This is a genomic window from Klebsiella aerogenes (genome assembly GCA_029027985.1).
GTDB classification, from domain to species: domain Bacteria; phylum Pseudomonadota; class Gammaproteobacteria; order Enterobacterales; family Enterobacteriaceae; genus Klebsiella; species Klebsiella aerogenes_A.
The window spans coordinates 2764328-2790608 of the sequence record CP119076.1 but is presented as its reverse complement, the minus strand read 5'-3'; the positions used below and the strand labels follow the sequence as shown (position 1 = coordinate 2790608).

The 26281-nt window shown below is 55.1% G+C and carries 23 protein-coding genes; 9 read left to right on the top strand and 14 right to left on the bottom strand.

What is annotated here, in order from left to right; genetic code table 11:
* Positions 1-76: 76 nt before the first annotated feature.
* A complete protein-coding gene (locus PYR66_13345) occupies positions 77-328 on the bottom strand; it encodes a YciN family protein (GenBank protein WEF26325.1) in 252 nt (83 codons plus the stop codon).
* 410 nt (positions 329-738) lie between these two features.
* Here PYR66_13345 and topA point away from each other — a divergent pair, with 410 nt between their 5' ends.
* The 3 genes from topA to acnA all read left to right on the top strand — a co-directional run bounded on the left by topA (position 739) and on the right by acnA (position 8078).
* On the top strand, positions 739-3336 hold the full coding sequence (gene topA / locus PYR66_13340; protein WEF26324.1) for a type I DNA topoisomerase: 2598 nt from the start codon (positions 739-741) through the stop codon (positions 3334-3336).
* 312 nt (positions 3337-3648) lie between these two features.
* Complete coding sequence (gene cysB, locus PYR66_13335) at positions 3649-4623, top strand: HTH-type transcriptional regulator CysB (protein WEF26323.1); 975 nt, start codon at positions 3649-3651, stop codon at positions 4621-4623.
* A 782-nt stretch (positions 4624-5405) separates the two neighbouring features.
* Positions 5406-8078: an aconitate hydratase AcnA gene (gene acnA / locus PYR66_13330; GenBank protein ID WEF26322.1), complete on the top strand. Its 2673-nt coding sequence runs from the start codon at positions 5406-5408 to the stop codon at positions 8076-8078.
* Between the two features lie 45 nt (positions 8079-8123).
* Here the strand turns inward: acnA and ribA are convergent, their stop codons facing one another.
* Positions 8124-8714 (bottom strand): GTP cyclohydrolase II, encoded by a 591-nt coding sequence (ribA, locus tag PYR66_13325; protein ID WEF26321.1) that lies wholly within the window; start codon positions 8712-8714, stop codon positions 8124-8126.
* 163 nt (positions 8715-8877) lie between these two features.
* Here ribA and pgpB point away from each other — a divergent pair, with 163 nt between their 5' ends.
* From pgpB to yciH, 5 genes are all read left to right on the top strand, one after another.
* The gene (pgpB, locus tag PYR66_13320) at positions 8878-9636 is read left to right on the top strand and encodes a phosphatidylglycerophosphatase B (protein ID WEF26320.1); all 759 of its coding nucleotides are present in this window, start codon (positions 8878-8880) and stop codon (positions 9634-9636) included.
* A gap of 142 nt (positions 9637-9778) precedes the next feature.
* Entirely contained in the window at positions 9779-10087 is a 309-nt protein-coding gene (locus tag PYR66_13315) for a LapA family protein (GenBank protein ID WEF26319.1), read from the top strand.
* A 6-nt stretch (positions 10088-10093) separates the two neighbouring features.
* A complete protein-coding gene (lapB, locus tag PYR66_13310; GenBank protein ID WEF26318.1) occupies positions 10094-11263 on the top strand; it encodes a lipopolysaccharide assembly protein LapB in 1170 nt (389 codons plus the stop codon).
* A gap of 193 nt (positions 11264-11456) precedes the next feature.
* The gene (gene pyrF, locus PYR66_13305; protein ID WEF26317.1) at positions 11457-12194 is read left to right on the top strand and encodes an orotidine-5'-phosphate decarboxylase; all 738 of its coding nucleotides are present in this window, start codon (positions 11457-11459) and stop codon (positions 12192-12194) included.
* Entirely contained in the window at positions 12194-12520 is a 327-nt protein-coding gene (gene yciH, locus PYR66_13300; GenBank protein WEF26316.1) for a stress response translation initiation inhibitor YciH, read from the top strand. Before pyrF ends, yciH begins: the two co-directional genes overlap by 1 nt.
* Before the next feature lie 110 nt (positions 12521-12630).
* On the opposite strand, the gene osmB is transcribed toward yciH, so the two are convergent.
* From osmB to PYR66_13265, 7 genes are all read right to left on the bottom strand, one after another.
* The gene (osmB, locus tag PYR66_13295; GenBank protein WEF30446.1) at positions 12631-12849 is read right to left on the bottom strand and encodes an osmotically-inducible lipoprotein OsmB; all 219 of its coding nucleotides are present in this window, start codon (positions 12847-12849) and stop codon (positions 12631-12633) included.
* Between the two features lie 268 nt (positions 12850-13117).
* A complete protein-coding gene (locus PYR66_13290) occupies positions 13118-13867 on the bottom strand; it encodes a DNA-binding transcriptional regulator YciT (GenBank protein WEF26315.1) in 750 nt (249 codons plus the stop codon).
* A 71-nt stretch (positions 13868-13938) separates the two neighbouring features.
* On the bottom strand, positions 13939-14121 hold the full coding sequence (locus tag PYR66_13285) for a hypothetical protein (protein WEF26314.1): 183 nt from the start codon (positions 14119-14121) through the stop codon (positions 13939-13941).
* A gap of 172 nt (positions 14122-14293) precedes the next feature.
* On the bottom strand, positions 14294-16228 hold the full coding sequence (locus PYR66_13280; protein WEF26313.1) for an exoribonuclease II: 1935 nt from the start codon (positions 16226-16228) through the stop codon (positions 14294-14296).
* An 81-nt stretch (positions 16229-16309) separates the two neighbouring features.
* Positions 16310-17470: a CMD domain-containing protein gene (locus PYR66_13275; GenBank protein WEF26312.1), complete on the bottom strand. Its 1161-nt coding sequence runs from the start codon at positions 17468-17470 to the stop codon at positions 16310-16312.
* 192 nt (positions 17471-17662) lie between these two features.
* Positions 17663-18451 carry an enoyl-ACP reductase FabI gene (gene fabI / locus PYR66_13270; protein ID WEF26311.1) on the bottom strand — a complete coding sequence of 263 codons (789 nt, stop codon included), beginning with the start codon at positions 18449-18451 and terminating at the stop codon, positions 17663-17665.
* 241 nt (positions 18452-18692) lie between these two features.
* Entirely contained in the window at positions 18693-19235 is a 543-nt protein-coding gene (locus PYR66_13265; protein ID WEF26310.1) for a HutD family protein, read from the bottom strand.
* Positions 19236-19445: 210 nt separating this feature from the next.
* On the opposite strand from PYR66_13265, the gene PYR66_13260 reads away from it, so the two are divergent.
* Complete coding sequence (locus tag PYR66_13260) at positions 19446-20879, top strand: cytosine permease (protein WEF26309.1); 1434 nt, start codon at positions 19446-19448, stop codon at positions 20877-20879.
* 43 nt (positions 20880-20922) lie between these two features.
* Here PYR66_13260 and sapF read toward each other — a convergent pair whose 3' ends face one another.
* The 5 genes from sapF to sapA are packed head-to-tail and all read right to left on the bottom strand — an operon-like array spanning position 20923 to position 26211.
* Entirely contained in the window at positions 20923-21732 is an 810-nt protein-coding gene (sapF, locus tag PYR66_13255) for a peptide ABC transporter ATP-binding protein SapF (GenBank protein WEF26308.1), read from the bottom strand.
* Between the two features lies 1 nt (position 21733).
* A complete protein-coding gene (gene sapD / locus PYR66_13250) occupies positions 21734-22726 on the bottom strand; it encodes a peptide ABC transporter ATP-binding protein SapD (GenBank protein WEF26307.1) in 993 nt (330 codons plus the stop codon).
* Positions 22726-23616 carry a peptide ABC transporter permease SapC gene (gene sapC, locus PYR66_13245; GenBank protein WEF26306.1) on the bottom strand — a complete coding sequence of 297 codons (891 nt, stop codon included), beginning with the start codon at positions 23614-23616 and terminating at the stop codon, positions 22726-22728. The genes sapD and sapC overlap by 1 nt, the downstream gene beginning before the upstream one ends.
* Positions 23603-24568, bottom strand: a complete 966-nt coding sequence (gene sapB / locus PYR66_13240) for a putrescine ABC transporter permease SapB (GenBank protein WEF26305.1) — start codon at positions 24566-24568, stop codon at positions 23603-23605. Before sapB ends, sapC begins: the two co-directional genes overlap by 14 nt.
* Positions 24565-26211 (bottom strand): peptide ABC transporter substrate-binding protein SapA, encoded by a 1647-nt coding sequence (gene sapA / locus PYR66_13235; protein WEF26304.1) that lies wholly within the window; start codon positions 26209-26211, stop codon positions 24565-24567. The genes sapB and sapA overlap by 4 nt, the downstream gene beginning before the upstream one ends.
* Positions 26212-26281 lie beyond the last annotated feature (70 nt).

Below are 26281 nucleotides of genomic sequence, written 5' to 3'. Positions count from 1 at the left end.
GCAACGCGAGGGTGATACCTCGCGTTGTCGTTTCTGGTTGGCTTAAACCAGTGGCGGTCGTATTAAGGACCGACGCTTAATCCACCAGGTGATACTTATCAGACAATTCGTGGGCGAGATACTTGAACATGTTAAATACGGCGGTGCTTTTCGCCGTCGGCAAACCTTGCTCATCAAGATAAAACTCGCCGCTAAACACCAGAACTCCGCTACGCTGAACGACGTTGGTGGCTTCGATTCCGGCTAACGTATCTTCATGATCGCGAATGAGTTGGTTGGCAATTTCAAGTAACGCCTGGCGTTCAATAGGTTGGGTTGTACCTTGCATAACTGACTCCTGTAGTTCTTCGCCGATAGTCTACGCCGCGAGGCGGCGGTGGGCAAATTTTCCATTGATTGTGCAGGGGTAATGGTAACCGGCTAAGAAACATCACTTTACTGGCGGAGTTAGCTTTTGCATGCTAATAAAGTTGCGTAACGAATTTTATCAGGTACAGTGTGACGCTTTCAGCGATCTGGCAACAGATTTGCTTGACATTCGGCCAAAAATTCTTCGTGCTATGCAACCTGACTCGCAAAAGTCAGCAAACTCAGCTATCTGGTTTTATGGATGTGAAACTGGGCGTGCAGAGGGTTGATATCCACCGACGCGGCCGCAACATATGAGGCACGTCGCCAGTGGATGGTGAATCAATGTGCGATGTATTCCTGGATGAATTAAATTAGGTAAAGGTGAATATGGGTAAAGCTCTCGTTATCGTTGAGTCCCCGGCAAAAGCCAAAACGATCAATAAGTATCTGGGTAATGACTACGTGGTGAAATCCAGCGTCGGTCATATCCGCGATTTGCCGACCAGTGGCTCAGCTTCCAAAAAGAGCGCCGACTCTACCTCCACCAAAGGGGCTAAAAAGCCTAAAAAGGATGAACGTGGCGCTCTGGTCAACCGTATGGGCGTAGACCCATGGCATGACTGGAATGCGCACTATGAAGTACTTCCGGGTAAAGAAAAGGTAGTTTCAGAACTCAAACAGTTGGCGGAAAAAGCTGACCACATCTATCTCGCAACCGACCTTGACCGCGAAGGGGAAGCCATTGCATGGCACCTGCGGGAAGTTATCGGCGGTGATGAACAACGATACAGCCGCGTGGTGTTTAACGAAATCACCAAAAACGCGATTCGTCAGGCTTTTGATAAGCCAGGCGAGCTGAATATCGATCGTGTTAATGCCCAGCAGGCGCGTCGCTTTATGGACCGCGTGGTGGGGTATATGGTTTCTCCACTGCTGTGGAAAAAAATCGCCCGCGGCCTGTCCGCCGGTCGTGTGCAGTCCGTTGCGGTGCGCCTGGTGGTTGAACGCGAACGCGAAATTAAAGCCTTTGTCCCGGAAGAATTCTGGGAAATCGACGCCAGCACCACGACGCCGGGCGGCGATGCTTTACCGCTGGAGGTCACCCACAAGAACGACAAGCCGTTCCGTCCGGTTAACCGTGACGAAACCATGGCTGCCGTCGCGCTGCTGGAAAAAGCCCGCTACAGCGTGCTGGAACGTGAAGATAAGCCGACCAGCAGCAAGCCTGGCGCGCCGTTCATTACCTCCACGCTGCAGCAAGCCGCCAGCACCCGCCTGGGTTTCGGCGTGAAGAAAACCATGATGATGGCGCAGCGCCTGTACGAAGCGGGGCACATTACCTATATGCGTACCGACTCGACCAACTTGAGTCAGGATGCGCTGAACATGGTCCGCGGCTATATTGGCGATAACTTCGGTAAAAAGTACCTGCCGGAAAACGCCAATCAGTACGCCAGCAAAGAAAACTCGCAGGAAGCGCACGAAGCGATTCGTCCTTCCGACGTGAGCGTGATGGCGGAATCGCTGAAAGATATGGAAGCCGATGCGCAGAAACTGTATCAGCTGATTTGGCGCCAGTTTGTCGCCTGTCAGATGACGCCAGCGCAGTACGACTCGACGACCCTGACGGTGCAGGCAGGGGAGTTCAAACTGAAAGCCCGCGGCCGTACGCTGCGCTTTGACGGTTGGACGAAAGTCATGCCGGCGCTGCGTAAAGGCGATGAAGACCGTACGTTGCCGATGGTGAATCAGGGCGATAGCTTAACGCTGGTGGAATTGACGCCGGCACAGCATTTTACCAAGCCGCCTGCGCGTTTCAGCGAAGCGTCACTGGTGAAAGAGCTGGAAAAACGCGGTATTGGTCGTCCGTCTACCTATGCGTCGATCATCTCGACCATTCAGGATCGCGGATATGTGCGTGTCGAAAACCGTCGTTTCTATGCTGAGAAAATGGGTGAGATCGTCACCGATCGTCTGGAAGAAAACTTCCGCGATTTGATGAACTACGACTTCACCGCGCAGATGGAAGACCGCCTCGATCAGGTGGCTAACCACCAGGCGGAATGGAAACAGGTTCTGGATCACTTCTTCGGTGATTTTACGTCACAGCTGCAAACGGCTGAAAAAGATCCGCAAGAAGGCGGCATGCAGCCGAACCCAATGGTGCTGACCAGCATCGACTGCCCGACCTGTGGGCGTAAAATGGGTATCCGCACCGCCAGTACCGGGGTGTTCCTCGGCTGCTCCGGCTACGCGCTGTCGCCGAAAGAGCGCTGCAAAACCACCATTAACCTGGTGCCGGAAAACGAAGTCCTCAACGTGCTGGAAGGCGATGATGCCGAAACCAACGCGCTGCGCGCCAAACGCCGCTGTCAGAAATGCGGTACGGCGATGGACAGCTACCTTATCGATCCGAAGCGTAAACTGCACGTCTGCGGCAATAACCCGACCTGCGATGGCTACGAGATTGAAGAGGGCGAATTCCGTATTAAGGGTTACGACGGGCCGATCGTCGAGTGCGAAAAATGTGGTTCTGAAATGCACCTGAAAATGGGGCGTTTTGGTAAGTACATGGCTTGTACCAACGACGAGTGCAAAAACACGCGTAAAATCCTGCGTAACGGTGAAGTGGCTCCGCCGAAGGAAGATCCGGTACCGTTGCCGGAACTGCCGTGCGAGAAGTCAGACGCTTACTTCGTTCTGCGCGATGGCGCGGCAGGTGTTTTCCTGGCGGCAAATACCTTCCCGAAATCACGTGAAACGCGTGCGCCGCTGGTGGAAGAACTGTTCCGCTTCCGCGACCGTTTGCCTGAGAAGCTGCGTTATCTTGCCGATGCGCCGCAGCAGGATCCGGAAGGGAATAAAACGTTGGTGCGTTTTAGCCGTAAAACCAAGCAGCAGTACGTTTCTTCTGAGAAAGAGGGTAAAGCGACCGGTTGGTCCGCCTTCTTTATCGATGGCAAATGGACTGAAGCGAAGAAGTAATCCTTTAAAGGGCCGCAATGCGGCCCTTTCTCTCCTCGAAAGCCCACGCATGATGGCCCGATACGCGGCTTCCTTATAACTGACTTATTATTTTTCGTTACCATCTATACACTGTAGATATAAATGATATAGTGGTTATAGTTAATCGCTTTTTTATTATCAAATCGTCTTATACATCATCGTCTTCAGGATGCGTTGTGGCGCCAGTACGGCGAACTGCAGGGATTGTCTGGCCAGTTGTCGCCAGCAGGAAGTGGCCTGAACGTAAAATGTATTAAGCGGATTCATTTGACGCGTTTACGGATATCAGCCATGAAACTACAGCAACTCCGCTACATCGTTGAGGTTGTTAACCATAACCTGAATGTCTCCTCCACCGCCGAAGGACTGTATACCTCGCAGCCCGGCATCAGCAAGCAAGTACGCATGCTGGAAGATGAGCTGGGAATTCAGATTTTTGCCCGCAGCGGTAAACACTTAACTCAGGTCACTCCAGCGGGGCAGGAAATTATCCGCATTGCGCGCGAGGTGCTGTCCAAGGTTGAGGCAATTAAATCGGTGGCAGGGGAGCATACCTGGCCGGATAAAGGTTCTCTGTACGTCGCCACGACCCACACTCAGGCTCGATACGCGCTGCCGGGCGTGATTAAAGGCTTTATTGAGCGTTATCCACGCGTCTCTTTGCATATGCATCAAGGGTCGCCGACGCAGATTGCAGAGGCGGTATCGAAGGGTAATGCTGATTTTGCCATTGCCACCGAAGCGCTGCACCTGTATGACGATTTGGTGATGCTGCCGTGCTACCACTGGAACCGTTCGATTGTGGTTACGCCGGATCACCCGCTGGCGTCTAAGGGCTCGGTGTCGATAGAGGAGCTGGCGCAGTACCCATTGGTGACTTATACCTTCGGCTTTACCGGCCGTTCTGAGCTGGATACCGCGTTTAATCGCGCCGGGCTGACGCCACGGATCGTCTTCACTGCCACCGATGCCGATGTCATTAAAACCTACGTACGTTTGGGGCTGGGCGTGGGGGTTATCGCTAGCATGGCGGTGGATCCGGTCTCCGACCCGGATCTGGTGAAGCTTGACGCCAACGGCATCTTTAGCCATAGCACGACCAAGATCGGTTTCCGTCGCAGCACGTTCCTGAGAAGTTATATGTATGATTTCATTCAGCGTTTTGCACCGCATTTGACGCGAGATGTGGTGGATACGGCGGTTGCGTTGCGTTCAAATGAAGACATCGAAGCGATGTTCAAAGATATAAAACTGCCGGAAAAATAATCGATTCTTAAAAATGGCATTTCCTGTGGGGAGTGCCATTTACTAGCATGGCTCTTATTGGAACTTACGAACCTCGTTGTAATCACAATTCTGCTGATATCTTCTCATTATTTTCCCATTATGCCCGTCTCGATCAAAATAACGACTAAAAGTCATTTCGCGTAAACAGGATTAACTGGATTAATTCAATATACATAATTAAGATTAATCTGTACCTGATAGTTTTAGCAATTGGTGGTGATGAAATGATAACTAATATCGATTATGCAAAGCTAGTGATTCCGAACGATAGCGATGAAGTGGAAGTCGATCCTTTACTGCGTAGTAGGGTCTGGGCGCTGACGCTTGTGGGTCTCAGCGCGTTTTGGTGTGCTGTAGCATTGTTTGTATGGATTATTAGTTAGGGTAGTTTATCAGCGAGGGTTTTATTTCACTTTTATGACAAATGGAGGTTTGTAAAATTAGCACCTGGAATTGTGAAACACAGTGGAAGAATTTACTTTCCGATTTCTCATCTTTAAATACTAATCATCCCTGAGCTAATCACGATACATTTGTGATTAGCTCTTTTTCATTTCTGCCGGTTTGTAAAATTAAAAGTTAAGTTTTCTCTTCGAATAAATCCACGCTGTAATAACGATATCATCAAAATTTCTGAATCATATGGTTTTGTCAATTTTAGCAATTTGAGTTGTTATCAAAGTGTTATGTTGGCTTTGTGTTATCTTTAATAAAGACCCTGAGGAGTTCAGGGCATGAATCCCTGTGATAAAGGAGGAGCTATGTCGTCAACACTACGAGCAGCCAGCAAGGATACGCTACAGGTCAAAGACAAAACCTACCATTACTACAGTCTGGCGCTGGCCGCGAAACAACTGGGCGATCTCAGCCGACTGCCCAAATCCCTGAAAGTCCTGCTCGAAAACCTGCTGCGCTGGCAGGACGGTGACTCGGTAACAGAACAAGACATTCAGGCCCTGGCCGGTTGGCTGGAAAAGGCGCATGCCGACCGTGAGATTGCCTATCGTCCGGCGCGCGTGCTGATGCAGGATTTCACCGGCGTACCGGCGGTGGTTGATTTGGCCGCCATGCGCGAAGCGGTAAAACGGCTGGGCGGCGATACGGCGAAAGTGAATCCGTTATCGCCGGTTGACCTGGTGATTGACCACTCGGTCACGGTGGACCGCTTCGGTAATGAAAACGCCTTCGAAGATAACGTGCGTCTGGAAATGGAACGTAACCACGAACGCTACGTCTTCCTGCGCTGGGGGCAGCAAGCCTTCAGCCGCTTCAGCGTCGTACCGCCGGGAACCGGGATCTGCCACCAGGTGAATCTTGAATACCTCGGCCGCGCCGTCTGGAGCGAACAACAGGACGGCGAGTGGGTGGCCTACCCGGATACGCTGGTTGGTACCGATTCACACACCACCATGATTAACGGCCTCGGCGTACTCGGCTGGGGCGTCGGGGGGATTGAAGCGGAGGCCGCGATGCTCGGCCAACCGGTATCGATGCTGATCCCTGATGTCGTGGGTTTTAAATTGACCGGCAAACTGCACGAAGGGATCACGGCGACTGACCTGGTGCTGACCGTGACTCAGATGCTGCGCAAACACGGCGTTGTCGGCAAGTTTGTTGAATTCTATGGCGATGGTCTGGATTCTTTACCACTTGCCGACCGCGCCACTATTGCCAATATGTCGCCGGAATACGGCGCGACCTGCGGTTTTTTCCCGATTGATGCCGTAACTTTAAGCTACATGCGCCTGAGCGGGCGCAGCGAAGAGCAAGTTGCATTGGTTGAAGCTTATGCCAAAGCGCAGGGGATGTGGCGTCAGACGGGCGATGAACCGGTATTCAGCAGTACGCTGGCGCTGGATATGGGCACAGTAGAGGCCAGTCTCGCGGGGCCTAAACGTCCGCAGGACCGCGTCGCATTAGGCGATGTGCCAAAAGCCTTTGCCGCCAGCAATGAACTGGAAGTCAATCAGGCGCGTAAAGCGCGCCAGCCCGTTGATTATACGCTGAACGGTCAGCAATATTCACTGCCGGAAGGGGCGGTGGTGATTGCGGCAATTACCTCTTGTACTAACACTTCCAACCCGAGCGTGCTGATGGCTGCTGGCCTGCTGGCGAAAAATGCCGTTGAGCGCGGCCTGAAACCGCAACCGTGGGTTAAGGCCTCCCTGGCGCCGGGGTCAAAAGTGGTTTCCGATTATCTGGCGCATGCGAAGTTAACGCCGTATCTCGATGAGTTGGGCTTCAATCTGGTGGGCTACGGCTGCACGACCTGCATCGGTAACTCCGGGCCGCTGCCTGAACCTATCGAAGAGGCGATCAAAAAAGGCGACCTGACCGTCGGTGCGGTGCTTTCTGGTAACCGCAACTTTGAAGGCCGTATCCATCCGTTGGTCAAAACCAACTGGTTGGCATCGCCGCCGCTGGTGGTAGCCTATGCGCTGGCCGGCAATATGAATATCGATTTGACCCGTGAAGCGCTCGGCGTTGGCAAAGACGGTAAACGGGTGTACCTGAAGGATATCTGGCCAAGCGGCGACGAGATCGCCTGCGCGGTTCAGCAGGTATCCACCGAGATGTTCCATAAAGAGTATGCTGAAGTTTTTGAAGGCACCGAGGAGTGGAAAGCCATTGAGGTTGACCGCTCGGATACCTATGACTGGCAGGATGATTCCACCTACATTCGGTTATCGCCGTTCTTTGATGAAATGGGCGTTGAACCGAAGCCGGTGGAAGATATCCATGGCGCGCGGATCCTGGCGATGCTTGGCGACTCGGTGACCACCGACCATATCTCACCGGCGGGAAGCATCAAGCTGGACAGCCCGGCGGGACGTTATCTACAAGAACACGGCGTCGCGCGCGGTGATTTCAACTCCTATGGTTCACGGCGCGGCAACCATGAAGTGATGATGCGCGGCACCTTTGCCAATATTCGTATCCGCAACGAAATGGTGCCGGGAGTGGAAGGGGGGATGACGCGTCATCTGCCGGACGCAGAACCGATCGCCATCTATGATGCGGCCATGCTGTATAAAGCCGAAGGTACGCCGTTGGCGGTGATTGCGGGTAAAGAGTATGGCTCCGGCTCCAGCCGCGACTGGGCGGCGAAGGGCCCGCGCCTGCTTGGCGTGCGCGTGGTGATTGCCGAGTCCTTTGAGCGTATCCACCGTTCGAACCTGATCGGTATGGGGATATTACCGCTGGAGTTTCCGCAGGGCGTCACGCGTAACACGCTACAGCTGAGCGGTGAGGAACAGATCGATATCAGCAACCTGCAGTCGCTGCAGCCGGCGGCAACGGTTCCGGTCACGATTACCCGCACCGATGGTAAACAAGAGGTGGTTAACTGTCGCTGCCGTATCGATACCGCGACTGAACTGACCTACTATCAGAACGACGGCATCCTGCACTACGTGATTCGCAATATGCTGTAAAAAAAGGGCCAGCAAATGCTGGCCCTCATTCATTCTGGCGCTGAATTACTTGTTCAGCAGATGGCCCATTTTGGCCGCCTTGGTATCCAGATAGTGTTCGTTTTTCGGGTTGCGCCCGACGATCAGCGGCACGCGCTCAACGATATTGATCCCGGCTTCGGTCAGGATTTCGACCTTCTTCGGGTTGTTGGTCAGTAAACGTACCTGATCGACGCCGAGCAGTTTGAACATGTCCGCACACAGCGTGAAGTCGCGTTCATCGGCGGCAAAGCCGAGCTGGTGGTTAGCTTCGACGGTATCGTAACCCTGATCCTGTAGGGCGTAGGCGCGGATTTTATTCAGCAGGCCGATGTTGCGGCCTTCCTGACGATGATAAAGCAGGATCCCGCGACCCTCTTCCGCGATATGCGACAGTGCCGCTTCCAGTTGAAAACCGCAATCACAACGCAGACTAAAAAGGGCATCGCCCGTCAGACATTCGGAGTGTACGCGAGCCAGTACCGGGGATTGCCCCGAAATATCGCCATACACCAGCGCGACATGATCCTGCCCGGTTGCCAGTTCTTCAAAGCCCACCATCAGGAAATCGCCCCAGGGGGTTGGCAGTTTGGCTTCTGCCACACGTTTAAGCTGCATGTGATTCTCCAGATTCTGACAGCACCTGAATGTGCTTTCTGTTTACCACTATTTTGCCACAATGCCGCGACGTTCTCCTAATTACCAACGACTGCCTGCGCGGAAAGCGCACAAACGAACCACTTTCCGTTATGATATTGAGGAGGAAAGTGAAGGAGATACGATGCTGTTAATTGCCAGAAGGACCGCTGTTGGGGCGGCACTATTGCTCGTTATGCCGATTACGGTATGGTTATCCGGCTGGCAGTGGCGGCCCGGACACGCGCAGGCGTGGCTGAAGATGTGGTACTGGGTGACTGAAACCGTGACCCAGCCGTGGGGGATGATTACCCATGTGGTTCTATGCGGTTGGTTTTTGTGGTGCTTACGCTTCCGTCTGCGCGCGGCGCTGGTGCTGTTTTTGATCCTCGGGGCGGCCATTCTGGCGGGCCAGGGGATAAAATCGTGGATCAAAGACCAGGTGCAGGAACCGCGGCCGTTTGTTATCTGGCTGGAAAGAACTCAGCAGGTTCCCGTGGCGCAATTCTATGAGTTAAAACGTAAAGAACGCGCTAAACTGGTGCATGAACAGCTGGCGGAAGAACCGGCGATACCTGGGTTCCTGCGTAAACACTGGCAGAAAGAGACCGGCTTCGCATTTCCGTCCGGGCACACTATGTTTGCCGTCAGTTGGGCGCTGCTGGGCGTCGGGCTGCTGTGGCCGCGTCGGCGCTGGGCGACTATCGGCGTGTTGTTGGTGTGGGCGACGGCGGTGATGGGGAGCCGCCTGGCGTTAGGGATGCATTGGCCGCAGGATCTGATGATGGCGACGGGGCTGTCCTGGCTGTTGGCGATGGCGGCGATCTGGCTCACGCAGCGTGTTTGCGGTCCGTTAACGCCGCCGCTCGATGCGGCGGAAGGTATCAAAAAACGCGCAACCTGATCGGGTAATCGTTGAATTTCGCGACATCCGGCCGCATATCATGATGGGTGTCATGCTTTTCCATTTCACCGCTGCGGTGAAAATGATACTTTATAGGGCTTGAACGCGTTTTTTTCGCGCAACCCACATAACGGGAAGTCATGTGAAATATTTACTTATTTTCTTACTGGTGTTAGCTATCTTCGTCATTTCCGTGACGTTGGGTGCGCAAAACGATCAACTGGTCACGTTCAATTACCTGCTTGCACAGGGCGAATTCCGTATTTCTACGCTGCTGGCGGTGCTATTTGCTGCTGGCTTCGTTATCGGCTGGCTGATTTGCGGCCTGTTCTGGCTGCGCGTGCGCGTATCGCTGGCGCGCGCCGAACGCAAAATCAAACGCCTGGAGCAGCAGATTGCGCCGGCGACCGTCACGCCAGCTGACGCCAGCGTCCCTGCGGTCAAGGAATAACTTTCTATGCTGGAGTTGTTGTTTCTGCTTCTTCCCGTTGCCGCAGCATATGGATGGTATATGGGGCGCAGGAGCGCACAACAGTCCAAACAGGACGATGCTAATCGCCTGTCGCGTGATTATGTGGCGGGGGTTAACTTTCTGCTGAGCAACCAGCAGGATAAAGCCGTGGATCTGTTCCTCGATATGTTGAAAGAGGATACCGGTACCGTTGAAGCCCACCTGACGCTTGGCAACCTGTTCCGTTCGCGCGGCGAAGTAGACCGCGCTATTCGCATTCACCAAAGTCTGATGGAGAGCGCTGCGCTCACCTACGATCAGCGTCTGTTGGCCGTGCAGCAACTGGGGCGTGACTATATGGCCGCTGGCCTCTATGACCGCGCGGAAGACATGTTCAAGCAACTGGTGGATGAAACCGACTTCCGTTTGAGCGCCCTGCAGCAGTTGCTACAAATTTATCAGTTGACCAGCGACTGGCAGTCCGCCATTGAAGTCGCCGAACGACTGGTAAAAATGGGCAAAGAGAAGCACCGCAGCGACATCGCTAACTTCTGGTGCGAACTGGCGCTGCAGCAGATGGCCAGCAACGATCTGGATAAAGCCATGACGTTGTTGAAGAAAGGCGCATCTGCAGACCGCAACAGCGCGCGCGTCTCTATCATGATGGGGCGGGTGTGGATGGAAAAAGGCGACTACGCGAAAGCGGTAGAGAGCCTGGAGCGGGTGATCGGCCAGGACAAAGAACTGGTGGGCGAAACCCTCGAAATGTTGCAAACCTGCTACCAGCAGTTAGGTAAGCACGAAGAGTGGGAAGCGTTTTTACGCCGTTGTGTGGAAGAGAACACCGGTGCGACGGCGGAACTCATGCTGGCGCAGATTATTGAGCAGCAAGAAGGCGCCGAAGCCGCGCAGAGCTACGTTACCCGCCAACTGGAGCGCCACCCGACGATGCGTGTGTTCCATAAGCTGATGGACTACCACCTCAATGAGGCGGAAGAAGGGCGTGCGAAGGCGAGCCTTGGGGTATTGCGCAACATGGTTGGCGAGCAGGTACGCAGCAAGCCGCGCTACCGCTGCCAGAAGTGCGGCTTCACCTCCCATACGCTGTACTGGCACTGCCCGTCCTGCCGTTCGTGGGCGACTATCAAGCCAATTCGCGGCCTTGATGGTCAGTAGTTTCTAAAAAAAGCCCGACTTTAGTTACAACATACTTATCAATTTTTAACTCGCCCGAATCTGCCGCGCCGTACCTGGTTTTGTCTCCAGGTGGGGAAAAGCAGCCTGTCAATTTCCCCACTTCGCAGGTAGAATGCTGCCCGTTTACCTTTTTTGCGCTGCATCGGCGCTCATCAACAATTAAGGTCTGGTCATGACGTCTACTGCTACCTCTTCTCCTCGCGTTATTACATCCTCTCCCGTCGTTGTTGCGCTTGATTACGATAACCGCGACAAGGCGCTAGCCTTTGTCGACCGTATCGATCCGCGTGACTGCCGGTTGAAAGTGGGTAAGGAAATGTTCACGCTGCTGGGGCCGCAGTTTGTTCACGATCTACACCAGCGTGGCTTTGAAGTGTTTCTCGATCTGAAATTCCACGATATCCCGAATACCACCGCCCGCGCGGTAGCGGCCGCAGCCGATCTTGGCGTGTGGATGGTGAATGTCCATGCGTCCGGCGGCGCGCGAATGATGACCGCCGCTCGTGAAGCGTTGCTGCCATTTGGTAAAGATGCGCCATTGCTGATTGCGGTCACCGTACTCACCAGCATGGAAGCCAGCGACTTACAGGATCTCGGCATTACGCTTTCCCCGGCCGACCATGCGGCGAAACTGGCGGCGCTGACTAAACGCTGCGGTCTTGACGGCGTGGTCTGTTCCGCTCAGGAGGCGGTGCGTTTCAAACAGGAATTGGGTCAGGCGTTTAAATTGGTCACCCCGGGTATTCGTCCGCAGGGCAGCGATGCTGGCGACCAGCGCCGTATTATGACTCCGGAGCAGGCGCAGGAAGCCGGTGTTGATTATATGGTGATTGGTCGTCCGGTCACTCAGTCTGCCGATCCGGCGGCAACGCTGGCCAGCATTAATGCTTCTTTAAAACAGGGGGCGTAATGAGTGATGCTAACAGTCGTCTGGTCTATTCGACCGACAGCGGACGCATTGACGAGCCGAAAGCAACGCCGCAGCGGCCGAAAGGCGATGGCATCGTGCGCATTCAACGTCAGACCAGCGGGCGCAAAGGGAAGGGCGTATGTCTGATTACCGGCATCGAGTTGGATGACGATGCTTTGGCTAAGCTGGCTGCCGAGTTAAAAAAGAAATGCGGCTGTGGCGGTTCGCTCAAAGATGGCGTGATTGAAATTCAGGGCGATAAACGTGATTTACTGAAATCGTTGCTGGAAGCCAAAGGCATGAAAGTAAAATTAGCCGGCGGCTAAATTTCCTGCCAAATAAACAACAAGGCCACGGTAATTACCGTGGCCTTAATTATGGGCGTATGCGTGTGTTAGTTACTACGAAATTATTATTAGTTTAATATGCGGGGTGGTTATTTACCAACCTGGTGGCCAATGATGCCGCCAACCGCTGCGCCACCGAGGGTACCCAGGGTGCTGCCGTCGGTTAATACCGCGCCGCCCAGTGCGCCAGCGCCTGCGCCGATGGCGGTATTACGGTCGCGTTTAGACCAGTGTCCGCAAGCGCTCAGAGACATTGCTACAGTCACAACCAGTACGGCCGCAGCCATTTTCTTGCTCATTGAAGTCATCATTTTATTCTCCTGAATAATCTATTCATGGATACAACTTCCTTTAAAGCATAGCAATTGACTATGACTTAAGGGCTATTCCATGAAGTTAAGTTGCGCAGGTATTGCTCTAATCACGCAGGTGATAGTCACTTCCTGTTATATCGCTAATAATAATTCTACTTATTTTAAATTTTAACGTCAGGTAAAAAATCTTAATTGCGGCTCGGAATTCTCTCAGACGCGGGAACGCCGCCAACGCCGCAGAACAGGGCGCTGGCGAGCGGCATCAGGCGGGGTTAACGATATCGACGGCTAAGCCTCTGGCCGCCAGCTGCTGACGGATGGTTTCGCTCAGATTATTATCGGTAATGATGCGATTGAAACGGCCTATTGGCCCCAGTGGATAGGGGTGAACCATGCTGAATTTAGAGCTGTCGCTCAGCACGATAGCTTCGCAGTTTTTATCCAGAACCGCGTTAACCACATCGGCGCGCATCATGTCGCGGCCGGTGAAGCCGGTTTCCGCCTGCCAGCCGTCAATACCGATAAACGCTTTGCTGAAGTGTACCTGCTGAATACATTGACGGGTCAGCGGACCAACCATACTCTCGCTGCGCTTTTGGTATATGCCGCCCAGCAGAATCACCTCGGCAGGTGTTTCCTTCAGCAGATGCGCGATATAGCTACTGACGGTAATGATTGTGATATCGCCGCGCTCGGCTAATGTGCGGGCCAGTAGCGCGTTTGAGCTGCCGTTCTCGATGAATATGGTCTCTCCAGCCGCGACCAGCGTAGCGGCTCGGGTGGCCAGTTCACGCTTAATGGCGAAATGGGTCATCATCCGCGTTTCAACGTCTTCACTATCCAGCGGAATGGCAAAACCGTGAGTACGGCGCAGATAGCTTTGCTTTTCCAACGAGTTCAGGTCCTGACGAATGGTGACTTCGGAGACACCGGTCATTTTGGCCAGATCGGCAACGCTCATGCGGCCTTTGTCGATGACCATTTGCAAAATACTTTGTTGTCGGGCGTTCATAGCTACATCACAGTTAGAGGTCTATACAGTGCCCCGGCGGGTGCCTGGGCGCTCCCTGAGGCACAAAAGGGTCAGATTTCCCACGGGGCTTTGGGTTGCCCTGGCGCCGTTTCTGGCTCGTCATGAGAAAGTGCCTGGAGCTCGGCTTTGAGGATCTCCAGATTATGAATGGCGGAGTGATAGTCCCCGGCAACCAGAATATCCAGCACGGTATCGATACGTTGGGCGAGCAGGCGGGCATTCAGATCAGACATAGCATTATCCTGGTTACAAAAGCGAATGAAATCAATGATGCAAAAAACGGCTGCAAAAGAGAAGTGAAAAAAACGCAGATCCTTTAGCCACCAGCGATAATAGCCGAAAGCGCAGGGCAAAACGATGGGAGTGTAGAAAGAGATGGCCCCTGCGACGGGGCCATACAAGCGCTTACGCCGCCGGGCGGGCGATCACGCTACGGGTTTCCATACGGACTTCGGCAATAGTGACATCGATAACGTCAGTGACCTTATAAACGACTTCGCCTTTGATCTGCACGGTGCCATTTTCCTGGCTGCAGACCAGTTCGTCGCGAACGGCGTGCAGGAACGGCGCCGGAATAAAGGCGACAGCGCCGTTGTCGACCAGACGTACGCGCATGCCGCCGCGGCTGATATCAATGATTTCCGCCGGATAGCGAGTATCGGTACCGGCTTTATCATTGAGGAAGCGGGCATACAGCCAGTCTGCGACGTCGCGTTCCGCCATGCGGTTCAGACGACGGCGCTCCGCCATCTGTACGGTGACGTCATCCTGAGGGCGACCGATAGTTTCGCCTTTGATGATGGCTTTCAGCAGGCGGTGGTTGATCATATCGCCGTATTTACGGATCGGTGAGGTCCAGGTCGCGTAAGCTTCCAGACCGAGGCCGAAGTGCGGGCCTGGCTCGGTGCTGATTTCAGCGAACGACTGGAAGCGACGGATACGGCTGTCGAGGAAGCCTGATGGTTGGGCATCCAGCTCACGGCGCAATTTACAGAAGCCGTCGAGCGTCAACACTTCCACCGGGTCAACGTGTACATCGTGGGTTTTCAGCAGCGCGGCCAGTTGTTCGGTGTTTGCCGGATCGAACCCGGTATGGACGTTATAAACGCCAAAGCCCAGTTTGTCGCGCAGCACGCGCGCCGCACAGATGTTGGCGGCAATCATCGATTCTTCAACGATGCGGTTGGCAATGCGACGTGGTTCGGCAACGATATCCAGCACTTCGCCTTTGTCACCCAACACGAAACGGTAATCCGGGCGGTCCTTGAATACCAGCGCGTGGGTTTTTCGCCACTCGCTACGGCGCAGGCATACGTCCTGAAGCAGTTTGATCTGCTGGGCGATAGCGTCGTTGCCTGGCTGCCATTCACCGCTGTTTTCCAGCCAGTTAGAGACATCGTCATAGGCCAGTTTGGCTTTAGATTCGATAGTGGCGGCGAAGAATTCGATATCATCTTCAATGGTGCCGTCAGTTGCCAGAGTCATGCGACAGGCAAGTACCGGACGCACTTCATTAGCGCGCAGCGAGCACAGGTCGTCAGACAGTTCGCGTGGCAGCATCGGGATGTTAAAGCCCGGCAGGTAGTTGGTGAAGGCGCGAATTTTCGCGGCATTATCCAGCTTGCTGCCTTCGGCAATCCACGCGGTGGGATCGGCGATGGCGACGGTGAGGTGCAGTTTACCGTCGGCGGCGTTTTCGACGTACAGCGCATCGTCCATATCTTCGGTGCTGGCGCTGTCGATGGTGACGAACTCAAGTGCCGTCAGGTCGCGACGCGGCAGACCTTCGTCGAGCATCTCGGTTGCGACGCCGTTCGGTGCTTCTTTTTCCAGATTATGGCGCGCCAGGGTGACCCACCACGGCACGAAATGATCGTCGCTGAAGGTGATGAACTGCGTCAGTTCGGCATAGAAGCCGCGATCGCCTTTCAGCGGATGGCGACGCATTTCGGCAACCGCCCAGTCACCCTGTTTAAAGTCATGCTCAACACCGCGCGCGGCGCGGCAAGGAATGGCGTCTTTCAGCAGCGGATGATCGGGAACGATAGACAGACGATCGTCTTTTTTATGCACTTTACCGACGAAACGGGTCAGGAAAGGTTCAACCAGCTCTTCCGGTTCGGCGCTTTCACGTTCTTTTTCCGTATGGACCACGGCAATAATACGATCGCCGTGCATCACTTTTTTCATTTGCGGCGGCGGAATGAAGTAGCTTTTCTGCGAGTCGACTTCAAGGAAGCCAAAGCCTTTTTCCGTCCCCTTCACGACCCCTTCAACGCGCGGAGTCTGGGAATGCAATTGCTGTTTAAGCTGCGCTAGCAGCGGGTTGTCCTGAAACATAGTTTGGTATTTTCGTGGCTAAAAGAGCGGCTGACATTTTTACGCGAATATGCCTGCCTCAGCAAGCGCTGTTTCAGCATTTTACGTCGCTTGACGTACCTCGCCGAGAGCAATTTTAAGTCGATTAAGCCAGCCGCACAGCCCGCACCACGCCAGCAAATCGATAGCGTCAGCGCGGGAAAGCCCATATTCTGTGAGGGGAGTTAACTGCGCGGCGCTAAAACGGTCCGGCGCGCGGGTGAGTAGCTGTGCCGCCTGCAGGAAAACCTGCTCTGGCGGATGGCGCTGCGACCAGCGCTGAACGGCGCGTTCGTCGTGGCGCAACGCCTGTGGAAGTTCGTTATCGCCTGTCCACCTTGCGGTCCAGGCGTTAAAACAATCAGGGCTGCCATTTATCCGCGCCGCCAGCAACCCTGCGAGGGCAGTCAGGGGTTGGCGTGAGTTATCAAGCTGAGTCAGTAGCTGGTGTTGTAGCGTCAGCGTCGGCTCATCGCTGGCGAGCAGCGGCGCCAATGGCTGCAGGCCAGGATGGTTTTTCCATACGGCGAGCCTGGCTTGTCTATCGTCATTGGCGTAACGTTGGTCAGCGTCGTCCACGCCGGGAAGCCATTCTCCCGCAACATCAGCGAACAGTTCCGCGGGCGCGTCATCTTGCTGCGGCATGCCAGGGAGCCAGCGTACCGGCATGCCGACTGCGGCCTGGAAGGTGGCGATTGCGCGCGCCTGAAAGCCCACGAAGCCAATTATTTGGTTGATTAACACAATATCGCGGCTGGTCAGGCCGACTTCATCAAGCTGGCTGCGGGCTACTCCGGTGATAACCGACGGTGAACTTGCCAACTGGCGGGCATACTGGGTGATTTGCGCCAGCCGTCGATTGCTTTCCCGAGAAGAATCAGGGCCGGGCAGCGGCGCCAGGCGGGCGGCATAGTGATTACACAAGCGCTGTACGCCATAGACCTGAGCGACGGTTAGTGCGGTGCTTAGACGTTCGTAAGCGCTGAAGGTTTGTAATCGATTCACCGTGACGGTCGTTGGGAAAAACACCTTTGCTAACTGGCGAGCGGGCGTAAGCCAGCCTTCGTGAGGATGGCTGAGTTCGTCCGGGAGCGTCAGGTCAAGTAAAAACCGGTCTTCAACGTGAGCGGCCTCAGGAACCAGAGGCAGAACCTCGACCGGACTATTTGTTGACTGGGTCTCGTGATACCAGTGGTTTTTGCCATACACGCGGCGTTGCTCCATGGGCGTTCCTTGTTCGGTAGGTGGCGAACCGCCGTTTCGCGGTACCTCTATGCGCAACTATCCTGGCGTAACCCTGAAGCAGTAGAAAATATTGATACGGACTAATAAATAGCGGATTGGAATAACAGAGGGCAGGTGTAAGAAGAAAGAGGGGGAGAGACCCTCCTCACCAGGGCGAGGAGGGTAAAGAACTTATTTCAGTTCCAGTTCGTTCATCGCCGCGATGCTGAAGCCGCCGTCAACGTGAACGACTTCGCCGGAGATGCCCGCAGACAGGTTGGAGCACAGGAACGCTGCGCTGTTGCCGACGTCTTCGATGGTGACGGTGCGACGGATCGGGGTGACCGCTTCGCAATGCGCCAGCATTTTACGGAAATCTTTGATACCGGATGCCGCCAGAGTACGGATCGGGCCTGCGGAGATCGCATTGACGCGAACGCCTTCCGGACCCATCGCATTCGCCATGTAACGTACGTTCGCTTCCAGAGAGGCTTTCGCCAGACCCATCACGTTGTAGTTCGGGATCGCGCGCTCAGCGCCCAGGTAGGAGAGCGTCAGCAGAGCGGAATTCGGGTTCAGCATAGTACGGCACGCTTTCGCCATGGCGACGAAGCTGTAGGCGCTGATGTCGTGAGCGATTTTGAAGCCTTCGCGGGTTACCGCATTAACGTAGTCGCCGTCTAACTGATCGGCCGGCGCATAACCGATGGAATGCACGAAACCATCGAATTTAGGCCATACTTTTTCCAGTTCGCTGAACAGCGCGGTAATGCTCTCGTCTTCAGCGACGTCGCACGGCAGCACAATGTTAGAACCCAGCGCAGCGGCAAACTCTTCTACACGGCCTTTCAGTTTTTCGTTCTGATAGGTGAATGCCAGTTCAGCCCCTTCACGGTGCATTGCTTGCGCAATACCGTAGGCGATGGACAGTTTACTGGCCACGCCAGTGATCAGAATGCGCTTACCGGAAAGAAAACCCATAGCTTTAATCCTTATCGTTATTGCTTATTTTTACTCTAACAATCAAATGGTTAACGTTGTTATTTCAAAATAACTCAAATTTAGCCGGGAATTATATCCCACTGAAGACCCTTTGTGTCACGATTTTTCGTGACAACAGGCGCAACGAAACGCGTATTGATAAATGCGCTCATTCCAGTATATCACCGGATAACCACCGCGTTTTTCCGCCTTATCCCGGGCGTTACCGACATTTCTGCGGTTAACGGCGCACGATCGTGGTCAGTAGCAGCAGGGCGTCTGCGGTCAGCGGTGTGAATAAGCCCGGTGATTGCTGCTGCCAAAAAATGCCTGATTCCGCCTCACAGCGCTGTCCTCCCAGTTGCCAGCGGCCCTGGAGCACCCATGCCACTCCTTCTTCGCCGGGATGTTGCTCATCGCCGACGACCTTAACCTCAGCTGCGGCACGGCTGCGCTGGGTCATGATGTTAAAGTCCAGGCCGCGTTCGCTAATACCTTCGCTGCGCAGCGGCCATTCGCCGGCAAAAGCCCAGGGACGCCACAGCGCCAACGGTTGATCGATATTATCGCCTTTCAGGCGAAACGCTTTCCCGGCCAGCAAAGTGATGACCCGGTCGACGCCGGGAAAACAGGAAAACGGCCCGTCACATTGTAGGGTGGCGATGCTGGCGCGCCATAAAAAAGGCGCGTCGGGGGAGGGTACGCAGACTATCTCACGGGTTTCGCCACCGCCGTTTTTCCACGGCGTGACAGGGAGAGTAGACAGCTGGAAAGGGACGATCATGGATGTGATACCTCAGTTCAGTAACGCAAGCGCAGGCCTTATTAAGCGGCTTATCCATACAGTTGTTATGTTTTTGTTACTTTTTGCAATACAAAGAATTTACATATTCATCACAAAAATAGGATGCGTGCGGTGCGGGCGGTTGTCAATGCTTGTATATACAGGATCGGTCAGATGGGGAGTCAGTGAAATAATAATAGTGAGGAACCTATGTCTTCTTTTTCATCCACAGATGGGCAATCAAAGAATAATGAAGCGGGATTAACCGAAAGACGGTCGATTGATTACATTCCCGAACGCGAAAGGCATGGGCATCCGTTTAGTCAGTTTACCCTGTGGTTTGGCGGTAATCTGCAAATTACCGCCATTGTCACCGGCGCGCTGGCGGTGGTGTTGGGCGGCGACGTGGTATGGTCACTGCTCGGTCTGCTGCTTGGTCAGGTGCTGGGCGCGGCGGTGATGTCGTTGCACGCCCTGCAGGGGCCGCGTCTGGGCTTGCCGCAGATGATCATCAGCCGCGCGCAGTTCGGCGTATTTGGCGCGGTGGTACCGCTGGTGCTGGTGTGCGTGATGTATATCGGTTTCTCCGCCAGCGGTACCGTTCTGGCCGGGCAGGCGATGGCGAAACTGTTATCTATCAGCAACGTTGCCGGAATGCTGTTATTCAGCGCAATTATTATTGTTATCGCGGTGCTGGGCTATAAGGTCATCCATAAGCTGGGCAAACTGGCGAGCATTGTCGGCATTCTGGCTTTTGTCTATCTGTTCGTGACGCTGATGATGTCCGCTGATCTGAGCGCCATCGTGCAGAATAACCATTTCTCGCTACCGATGTTCCTGCTGGCGGTGTCGTTGTCTTCGTCATGGCAAATCGCTTTCTGTCCCTATGTCTCTGACTATTCACGCTACCTGCCTCGTGACGTTTCGGCGACGAAAACGTTCTGCTCGGTCTTTTTTGGTACCGTACTGGGCACACAGGCATCAATGACATTGGGCGTGTTCACCGCAGCGATCGCCGGTAGCGCTTTCCCCGGCCATGAGGTGAGCTATCTGGTGGGATTGGGCAAGAGCCAGGTGATGGCGATGGTTATCTACTTTGCTATCTGCTTTGGTAAAATTACTTTCACGACGCTGAATGCGTACGGCAGCTTTATGTCGCTGACGACGATTGTTTCCGGTTTTCGTCGCCAGACCGCGCTGTCGCAGAGGTGTCGTGTTGCCTTTGTGGTGCTCATGGTGGCGGCCTCCTGCGTCATTGCACTGCTCAGCGAGCCCGCGTTCTTAAAGAATTTCACCCATTTCCTGTTGTTCCTGCTGGCCTTCTTTGTTCCCTGGAGCGCCATCAGCCTGACGGATTACTATATTCTTTCCAAAGGCGCGGTCGATATTCCGGCGCTTAGCGATCCGCATCAGCGCTATGGTTTCTGGAATCTGTATGCGATTACGATCTATATCGTCGGTGTGCTGATCCAGCTGCCATTTATTGAGAACCCGCTGTTCCATGGTTCATTGACGTGGCTATTCGCCGGTAATGACGTGTCGTGGATTATCGGTTGGTTCGGTACCGGGCTGCTGTACTACGCGTTGCGTCGCTTTGATCGCCGCCCGCTGCCAACGGAGAGCGTGTTCCCGCAATCGTCATGATGAAGCAGGGGCGGCCAGCGGGCCGCCCCTGAGAGGAGGAGGTTTATTTACCGTCTTTACGCCAGGCATCGGCGGTCAGCGCTTCGCCGAAGTGGCCGGCAATCAGCCGTTTGGTTAACTCATGCAGCGGCGAGGCCAGGACATCGGCGGTGCTACCGCGTTCAACCACTTCGCCTTCATGCATCACCAGCACCTGATCGCTGATATGCTTCATCATCCCCAGGTGCTGAGTCACGTAGATGTAGGAGATCCCCTGTTTTTCCTGCAGCTCCAGCATCAGGTTAATGAGCTGCGAGCGCATCGACATATCCAGCGACGCCAGCGCTTCATCGCAGATAATCACTTTCGGGCGCAGGATCAGCGCACGGGCGAGCCCCAGACGCTGTTTTTGCCCTGGCGCCAGCATATGCGGATAGTAGCTGACGTGATCCGGCAGTAGGCCAACCATACGCATGGTTTCGATAATCTGTTTTTCCCGCGCCTCCGGTTCGAGGTCGGTATTGAGGCGCAGCGGGAAGTCGAGGATCTGCGAGATACGCTGACGCGGATTCAGCGAGGTCGATGGATCCTGGAAAATCATGCGAATACGCTGGCTGCGGAATGAGTAGTCGCCAAACTCCAGCGGATGGTCGTCAATGAGCAGCTCGCCAGTGGTCGGTTCCACCATACCAGCCAGCATTTTGGCCAGCGTCGATTTCCCCGAACCGTTTTCGCCGATAATCGCTAATGTCTGCCGTTCGCGCAGGGTAAAGCTTAACGGTTTCACCGCTTCTACCGTCTGGCGATGGAACCAGCCGGTACGATAGCGAAAGGTCTTACTCAGATTGCGTACTTCCAGCAACGTTTCGACCATTTCACTCTTTCTCCATGTTCAGCGGGAAATGACAGGCGTACAGATGATTACGCGCGCCGGTCAAACGCGGCGTGACAATACACTCGCGTTGGGCGTAGGGGCAACGAGGCCCCAGTCGGCAGCCAATTGGCAACTGCTCAAGCAAGGGAATCGCGCCGGGTAGCGTGTTCAGCCGGCTTTTGTGCGGCATGGAGCTACCGAAGTCCGGGATCGCGCGAATCAACGCCTGGGTATAGGGGTGGTGCGGAATGGTCACCAGTTCTTCGCTAGGGGCGGTTTCCACCGTTTGCCCGCAATACATGACATTAATCTTATCCGCCCATTTGCTGAGCATCTGCATGTCGTGGCTGATCAGTAAAATCGTGGTGTTGTTGTTCTGGTTGAGACGGGTTAGCAGGCGAATAATCTGCGCCTGGGTCGTCGGCTCCATCGCGTTGGTTGGTTCATCGGCGATCAGCAGGCGCGGCTGGTTGGCGAGGGCGATAGCGATCATCACCTTCTGACATTCTCCGTCGGTCAGCTCATAGGGAAAGCTGCGCATAATGTCTTTATGGTCTTTGATCCCTACCCGGTGTAGCAGTTCGATGGCGCGGCGTTTGCGCCAGCCAAAGCGTTGCCACCAGTGGCCTTTAAAGGTCCAACCGGGGATGTTTTGCATCAACTGCAGGCCGATGCGTTCGGAAGGATCAAGGCAAGACTGCGGCTCCTGGAAAATCATCGATACGTTGTGGCCAATGAGCTTACGGCGCTCGCGATTAGACAGGCGCAACAGGTCGATATCATCAAAGCGCATACGGTCGGCGGTCACCCGCCAGTTATCTTTGGTGACTCCGCAAATCGCCTTGGCGATTAAGCTTTTACCTGAACCGGATTCACCGACCAGGCCGCGAACTTCGCCCTCCGCCAGCGTCAGGCTGACGCGGTCGACGGCCTTCACCCAACCCTCGTTGGTTCTAAATTCAATGGTTAAATTGCGAATATCAAGTAACGGCATTATTGCACCCCGGCAATGATTGCACGGCGGATACCGTCGCCCAGCAGGTTAACCAGCAGGACGCTAAGCATAATTGCCGCGCCTGGCAGCATCACCGTCCAGGGGGCAACGTAAATCAGTTCCAGCGCGTCGCCGAGCATCGCGCCCCATTCCGGAGACGGTAGCTGGGCGCCGAGATCGAGAAAGCCCAGCGCGGCGATATCGAGGATTGCCATCGACAGCGCGCGGGTGATTTCAGTCACCAGCCCGGCGGTGATATTTGGCAGGACGGCAAACCATAAAATGTTCAACGTCGATGCACCGTCAAGACGGGCAGCAATGACATACTCTTTTTCCAGCTCGTCGTGAACCATGCTGTAGACCGAGCGCACCATACGCGGCAGCAGCGCCAGCCAGACGGCGAACATGGCGTGGCTGAGGTGCGGGCCGGCGAAAGCGACGACGATAATCGCCAGCAGCAACGACGGAATCGACAGCAGCGTATCGAGGATATGATTCATGATCGCAGAGCGCAGACCGTGGGTGGAACCCGCGACAACGCCAAGCACCAGACCGAACAATGTTGCGCCAAGGGTAACGACAAAGGCGCCGCCGACGGTGGGGGCCGCGCCGCTCAGCAGACGGCTGAGGACATCGCGGCCGAGGTCATCGGTTCCGAGGAAGAACGACACTTCGCCATAGCGCGACCACGAAGGCGGCAGCAGTTGATAACCGAGGAACTGCTGATCGATGCCATACGGCGCGAACCAACCGCCAAATACGCACAGCAGCACCAGCGCGCCGCAGCCATACAGACCAATCATCGCGGTGGTATCGCCGTAGAATTTACGCCATACGGTGCGCAGCGCGCCGGGCGGGCGCTTTTCGAGATAAACGCTATCGTAGGGCATACCATTCCTTATGCTTCAGTGGATTCGCCATGGCGCCTAAAATATCCGAGATCACGTTGACGATGATCACCAGCGCGCCGATAACCATAACCCCGGCGGAGATTGCCGCGTAATCCTGTTGGCGGATGGCGTTGATCAACCAGCGTCCCAGCCCCGGCCAACTGAAGACCATTTCGGTAATCATCGCCAGCGTTAACATGGTGGAAAACTGCAGACCCAGGCGCGGGATCACCGGCGGCAGGGCGTTGTGCAGCACGTGGCGATGCAAAATAGTCCGCCGGGTGACGCCGCGAGTCGCCGCCGCTTTGACGTAATTGGTATCGTAGACTTCGCTGGTGCTGATGCGCATCAGGCGGATCACTTCGGTGGTTGGGGCAACGGCCAGCGTTAGCACCGGCAGCACCATGTGGCGCGCGGCGCTAACGATCATCTCATGGCGCCACGGTGAATCGGAAAGCCAGGCGTCGATCAGCGCGAAACCGGTCACCGTTTTTACTTCGTACAACAGGTCAAAACGCCCGGATACCGGGAACCAGCCTAACGTCAGCGAGAAGAACAGCGTAAACAGCAGCGCCAGCCAGAACACCGGGATGGAGAAGCCAACCAGCGCCAGCGCGCTAATCAGGGTGTCCGGCCACTTATTGCGCATGATCCCGGCAATCATCCCCACCGGGATGCCGATCAGCAAGGCAAAGCCGAAGGCGAGGATGCACAGCTCCATCGTCGCCGGGAAGACCACTTTCAGCTGTTCGGATATCAGCTGGCCGTTGATGCTGGAGACGCCGAAGTCCCAGTGCAGCACCCCTTTGAACCAGAACAGCCAGGCGTTCCACAGCGAAGCGCCCTGCAGCGGCGCGTGCGGTGTGAAGTAGCTGAGGCTAAAACCGATAAAGGTGAGGAAAAAGAGCGTCACCAGCAACAGAAGCAGGCGGCGTAGGGTAAAAATAATCATGGTTTTTTCACCTCTTCTTTTTCACGCGACACGCCTGCGAAGGAGGCGTTGCCAAACGGACTTAGCACCAGACCTTTCATATCATAGCGATAGGCCTGCAGCCGCAGTGAGGAGGCCAGCGGCAGCACCGGCAGCTCGCGGGCGAGGATATGCTGCGCCTCTTTGTAGGCTTCGATGCGCGATGCCAGCTGCTGTGAAATCAGCGCTTTCTGCAGGACATCGTCAAACTCGCGGTTGCACCAGTGGGCGAGGTTGGTTTGCGAGCCAATCGCCGCGCAGCTCAACAGCGGGCGGAAGAAGCTGTCCGGGTCGTTACTGTCGGTCGCCCAGCCGGAAAGCGTTAGATCGTGGCTCATGTCCATCAATCGTGCCTCCTGGAAACGGCCTTCTACAGGAATAATAATGACTTTTACGCCAACCTGCGCCATATCCGCCTGAATGAGCTCGGCGGTTTTTAGCGGACTTGGGTTCCATGCCTGCGAACTGGTTGGCACCCACAGTTTCAACGTCAGATTATCAAGCCCCAGCGCCTGCAGGCGACGGCGCGCCTCCGCGGGGTTGTACTCGGTAATTTTAGCCTCGTTGTCGTAGGCCCACGAGGCGCGCGGCAGCATTGACGCCGCGGTTTCCGCGGTACCGTAGTAGATCGACTGCATCAGGCGCTGGTTGTTGATCGCCAGCGCCAGCGCGTGGCGTACTTTCGGGTTATCCAGCGGCGGCTTGGCGGTGTTGAAGGCCAGCCAGGCGATATTCATCCCCGGGCGCAGCGTCAGACGCAGACGCGGGTCGTCGCGCAGAATGGTGAGCTGGCTGGCGGCAGGCCAGGCCAGCACGTCGCATTCGCCGGTCAGCAGTTTTGACAACCGACCGGTGCCGCCGGAGCCAAGATCCACCACCACCTGCGGCATCAAAGGTTCGCCACGCCAGTAGGCGGAGTGGCGCTGCAAGCGGATATATTGACCGGTACGGTACTCTTCCAGCTTAAAGGGACCGGTGCCAACCGGCTCACGGTCGAGTTGTTCTTCACGGTCGGCTTTCGTCAGTTGAGCGGCATATTCCGCCGACATCACTGAGGCGTAGTGGGTGGCCAGATGCCACAGGAACGAGGCATCCGGGCGCTTGAGACGGAATTCAACGGTGCGGTTATCCAGCTTGCGCACGCTTTCGACGGTGTCGGCAAACTGCAGGCTATCGAAATAAGGGAAGCTGCTGCCGTTAACGTTATGCCACGGATCGTCGCGGTTAAAGATACGTCTGAAGGTGAAGATGACATCATCAGCGTTAAAGGCGCGGGTCGGCTTAAACCAATCGGTGGTCTGGAACTGCACCTTGTCGCGCAGATGGAAGCGGTAGGTCGCGCCGTTATCGAGCACCTCCCAGCTTTCCGCCAGCTCAGGCACCAGACGATAAGTATAAGGGTCGACGTCGAGCAGACGATCGTAGAGTTGGGCGGCGAGGGTGTCGACAATCAGGCCGCTGCTGACTTTTTGCGGGTTAAAGGTATTTACCTGCCCGCTGACGCAATAGACAAAACCGCTATCGCGAATATCGGCATGGGCTGGCAGCGCCGGGGTCGGTGCGGCAAAAGCCTGCCCGCACAGCATCGAGGCTACCGCCAAAAGAGAGGACAATTTCAGGCGCATATTTTCAGTTTGATCATAGAGCAAGGCTCTATCTTATTAATATTAAATGACATTTACCACCACCTTTACG

Coding starts and splice junctions, on each gene's coding strand:
- PYR66_13345 (WEF26325.1), bottom strand. CDS start 328: ATGCAAGGTACAACCCAACCTATTGAACGCCAGGCGTTACTTGAAATT.
- topA (WEF26324.1), top strand. CDS start 739: ATGGGTAAAGCTCTCGTTATCGTTGAGTCCCCGGCAAAAGCCAAAACG.
- cysB (WEF26323.1), top strand. CDS start 3,649: ATGAAACTACAGCAACTCCGCTACATCGTTGAGGTTGTTAACCATAAC.
- acnA (WEF26322.1), top strand. CDS start 5,406: ATGTCGTCAACACTACGAGCAGCCAGCAAGGATACGCTACAGGTCAAA.
- ribA (WEF26321.1), bottom strand. CDS start 8,714: ATGCAGCTTAAACGTGTGGCAGAAGCCAAACTGCCAACCCCCTGGGGC.
- pgpB (WEF26320.1), top strand. CDS start 8,878: ATGCTGTTAATTGCCAGAAGGACCGCTGTTGGGGCGGCACTATTGCTC.
- lapB (WEF26318.1), top strand. CDS start 10,094: ATGCTGGAGTTGTTGTTTCTGCTTCTTCCCGTTGCCGCAGCATATGGA.
- pyrF (WEF26317.1), top strand. CDS start 11,457: ATGACGTCTACTGCTACCTCTTCTCCTCGCGTTATTACATCCTCTCCC.
- yciH (WEF26316.1), top strand. CDS start 12,194: ATGAGTGATGCTAACAGTCGTCTGGTCTATTCGACCGACAGCGGACGC.
- osmB (WEF30446.1), bottom strand. CDS start 12,849: ATGACTTCAATGAGCAAGAAAATGGCTGCGGCCGTACTGGTTGTGACT.
- PYR66_13290 (WEF26315.1), bottom strand. CDS start 13,867: ATGAACGCCCGACAACAAAGTATTTTGCAAATGGTCATCGACAAAGGC.
- PYR66_13285 (WEF26314.1), bottom strand. CDS start 14,121: ATGTCTGATCTGAATGCCCGCCTGCTCGCCCAACGTATCGATACCGTG.
- PYR66_13280 (WEF26313.1), bottom strand. CDS start 16,228: ATGTTTCAGGACAACCCGCTGCTAGCGCAGCTTAAACAGCAATTGCAT.
- PYR66_13275 (WEF26312.1), bottom strand. CDS start 17,470: ATGGAGCAACGCCGCGTGTATGGCAAAAACCACTGGTATCACGAGACC.
- fabI (WEF26311.1), bottom strand. CDS start 18,451: ATGGGTTTTCTTTCCGGTAAGCGCATTCTGATCACTGGCGTGGCCAGT.
- PYR66_13265 (WEF26310.1), bottom strand. CDS start 19,235: ATGATCGTCCCTTTCCAGCTGTCTACTCTCCCTGTCACGCCGTGGAAA.
- PYR66_13260 (WEF26309.1), top strand. CDS start 19,446: ATGTCTTCTTTTTCATCCACAGATGGGCAATCAAAGAATAATGAAGCG.
- sapF (WEF26308.1), bottom strand. CDS start 21,732: ATGGTCGAAACGTTGCTGGAAGTACGCAATCTGAGTAAGACCTTTCGC.
- sapD (WEF26307.1), bottom strand. CDS start 22,726: ATGCCGTTACTTGATATTCGCAATTTAACCATTGAATTTAGAACCAAC.
- sapC (WEF26306.1), bottom strand. CDS start 23,616: ATGCCCTACGATAGCGTTTATCTCGAAAAGCGCCCGCCCGGCGCGCTG.
- sapB (WEF26305.1), bottom strand. CDS start 24,568: ATGATTATTTTTACCCTACGCCGCCTGCTTCTGTTGCTGGTGACGCTC.
- sapA (WEF26304.1), bottom strand. CDS start 26,211: ATGCGCCTGAAATTGTCCTCTCTTTTGGCGGTAGCCTCGATGCTGTGC.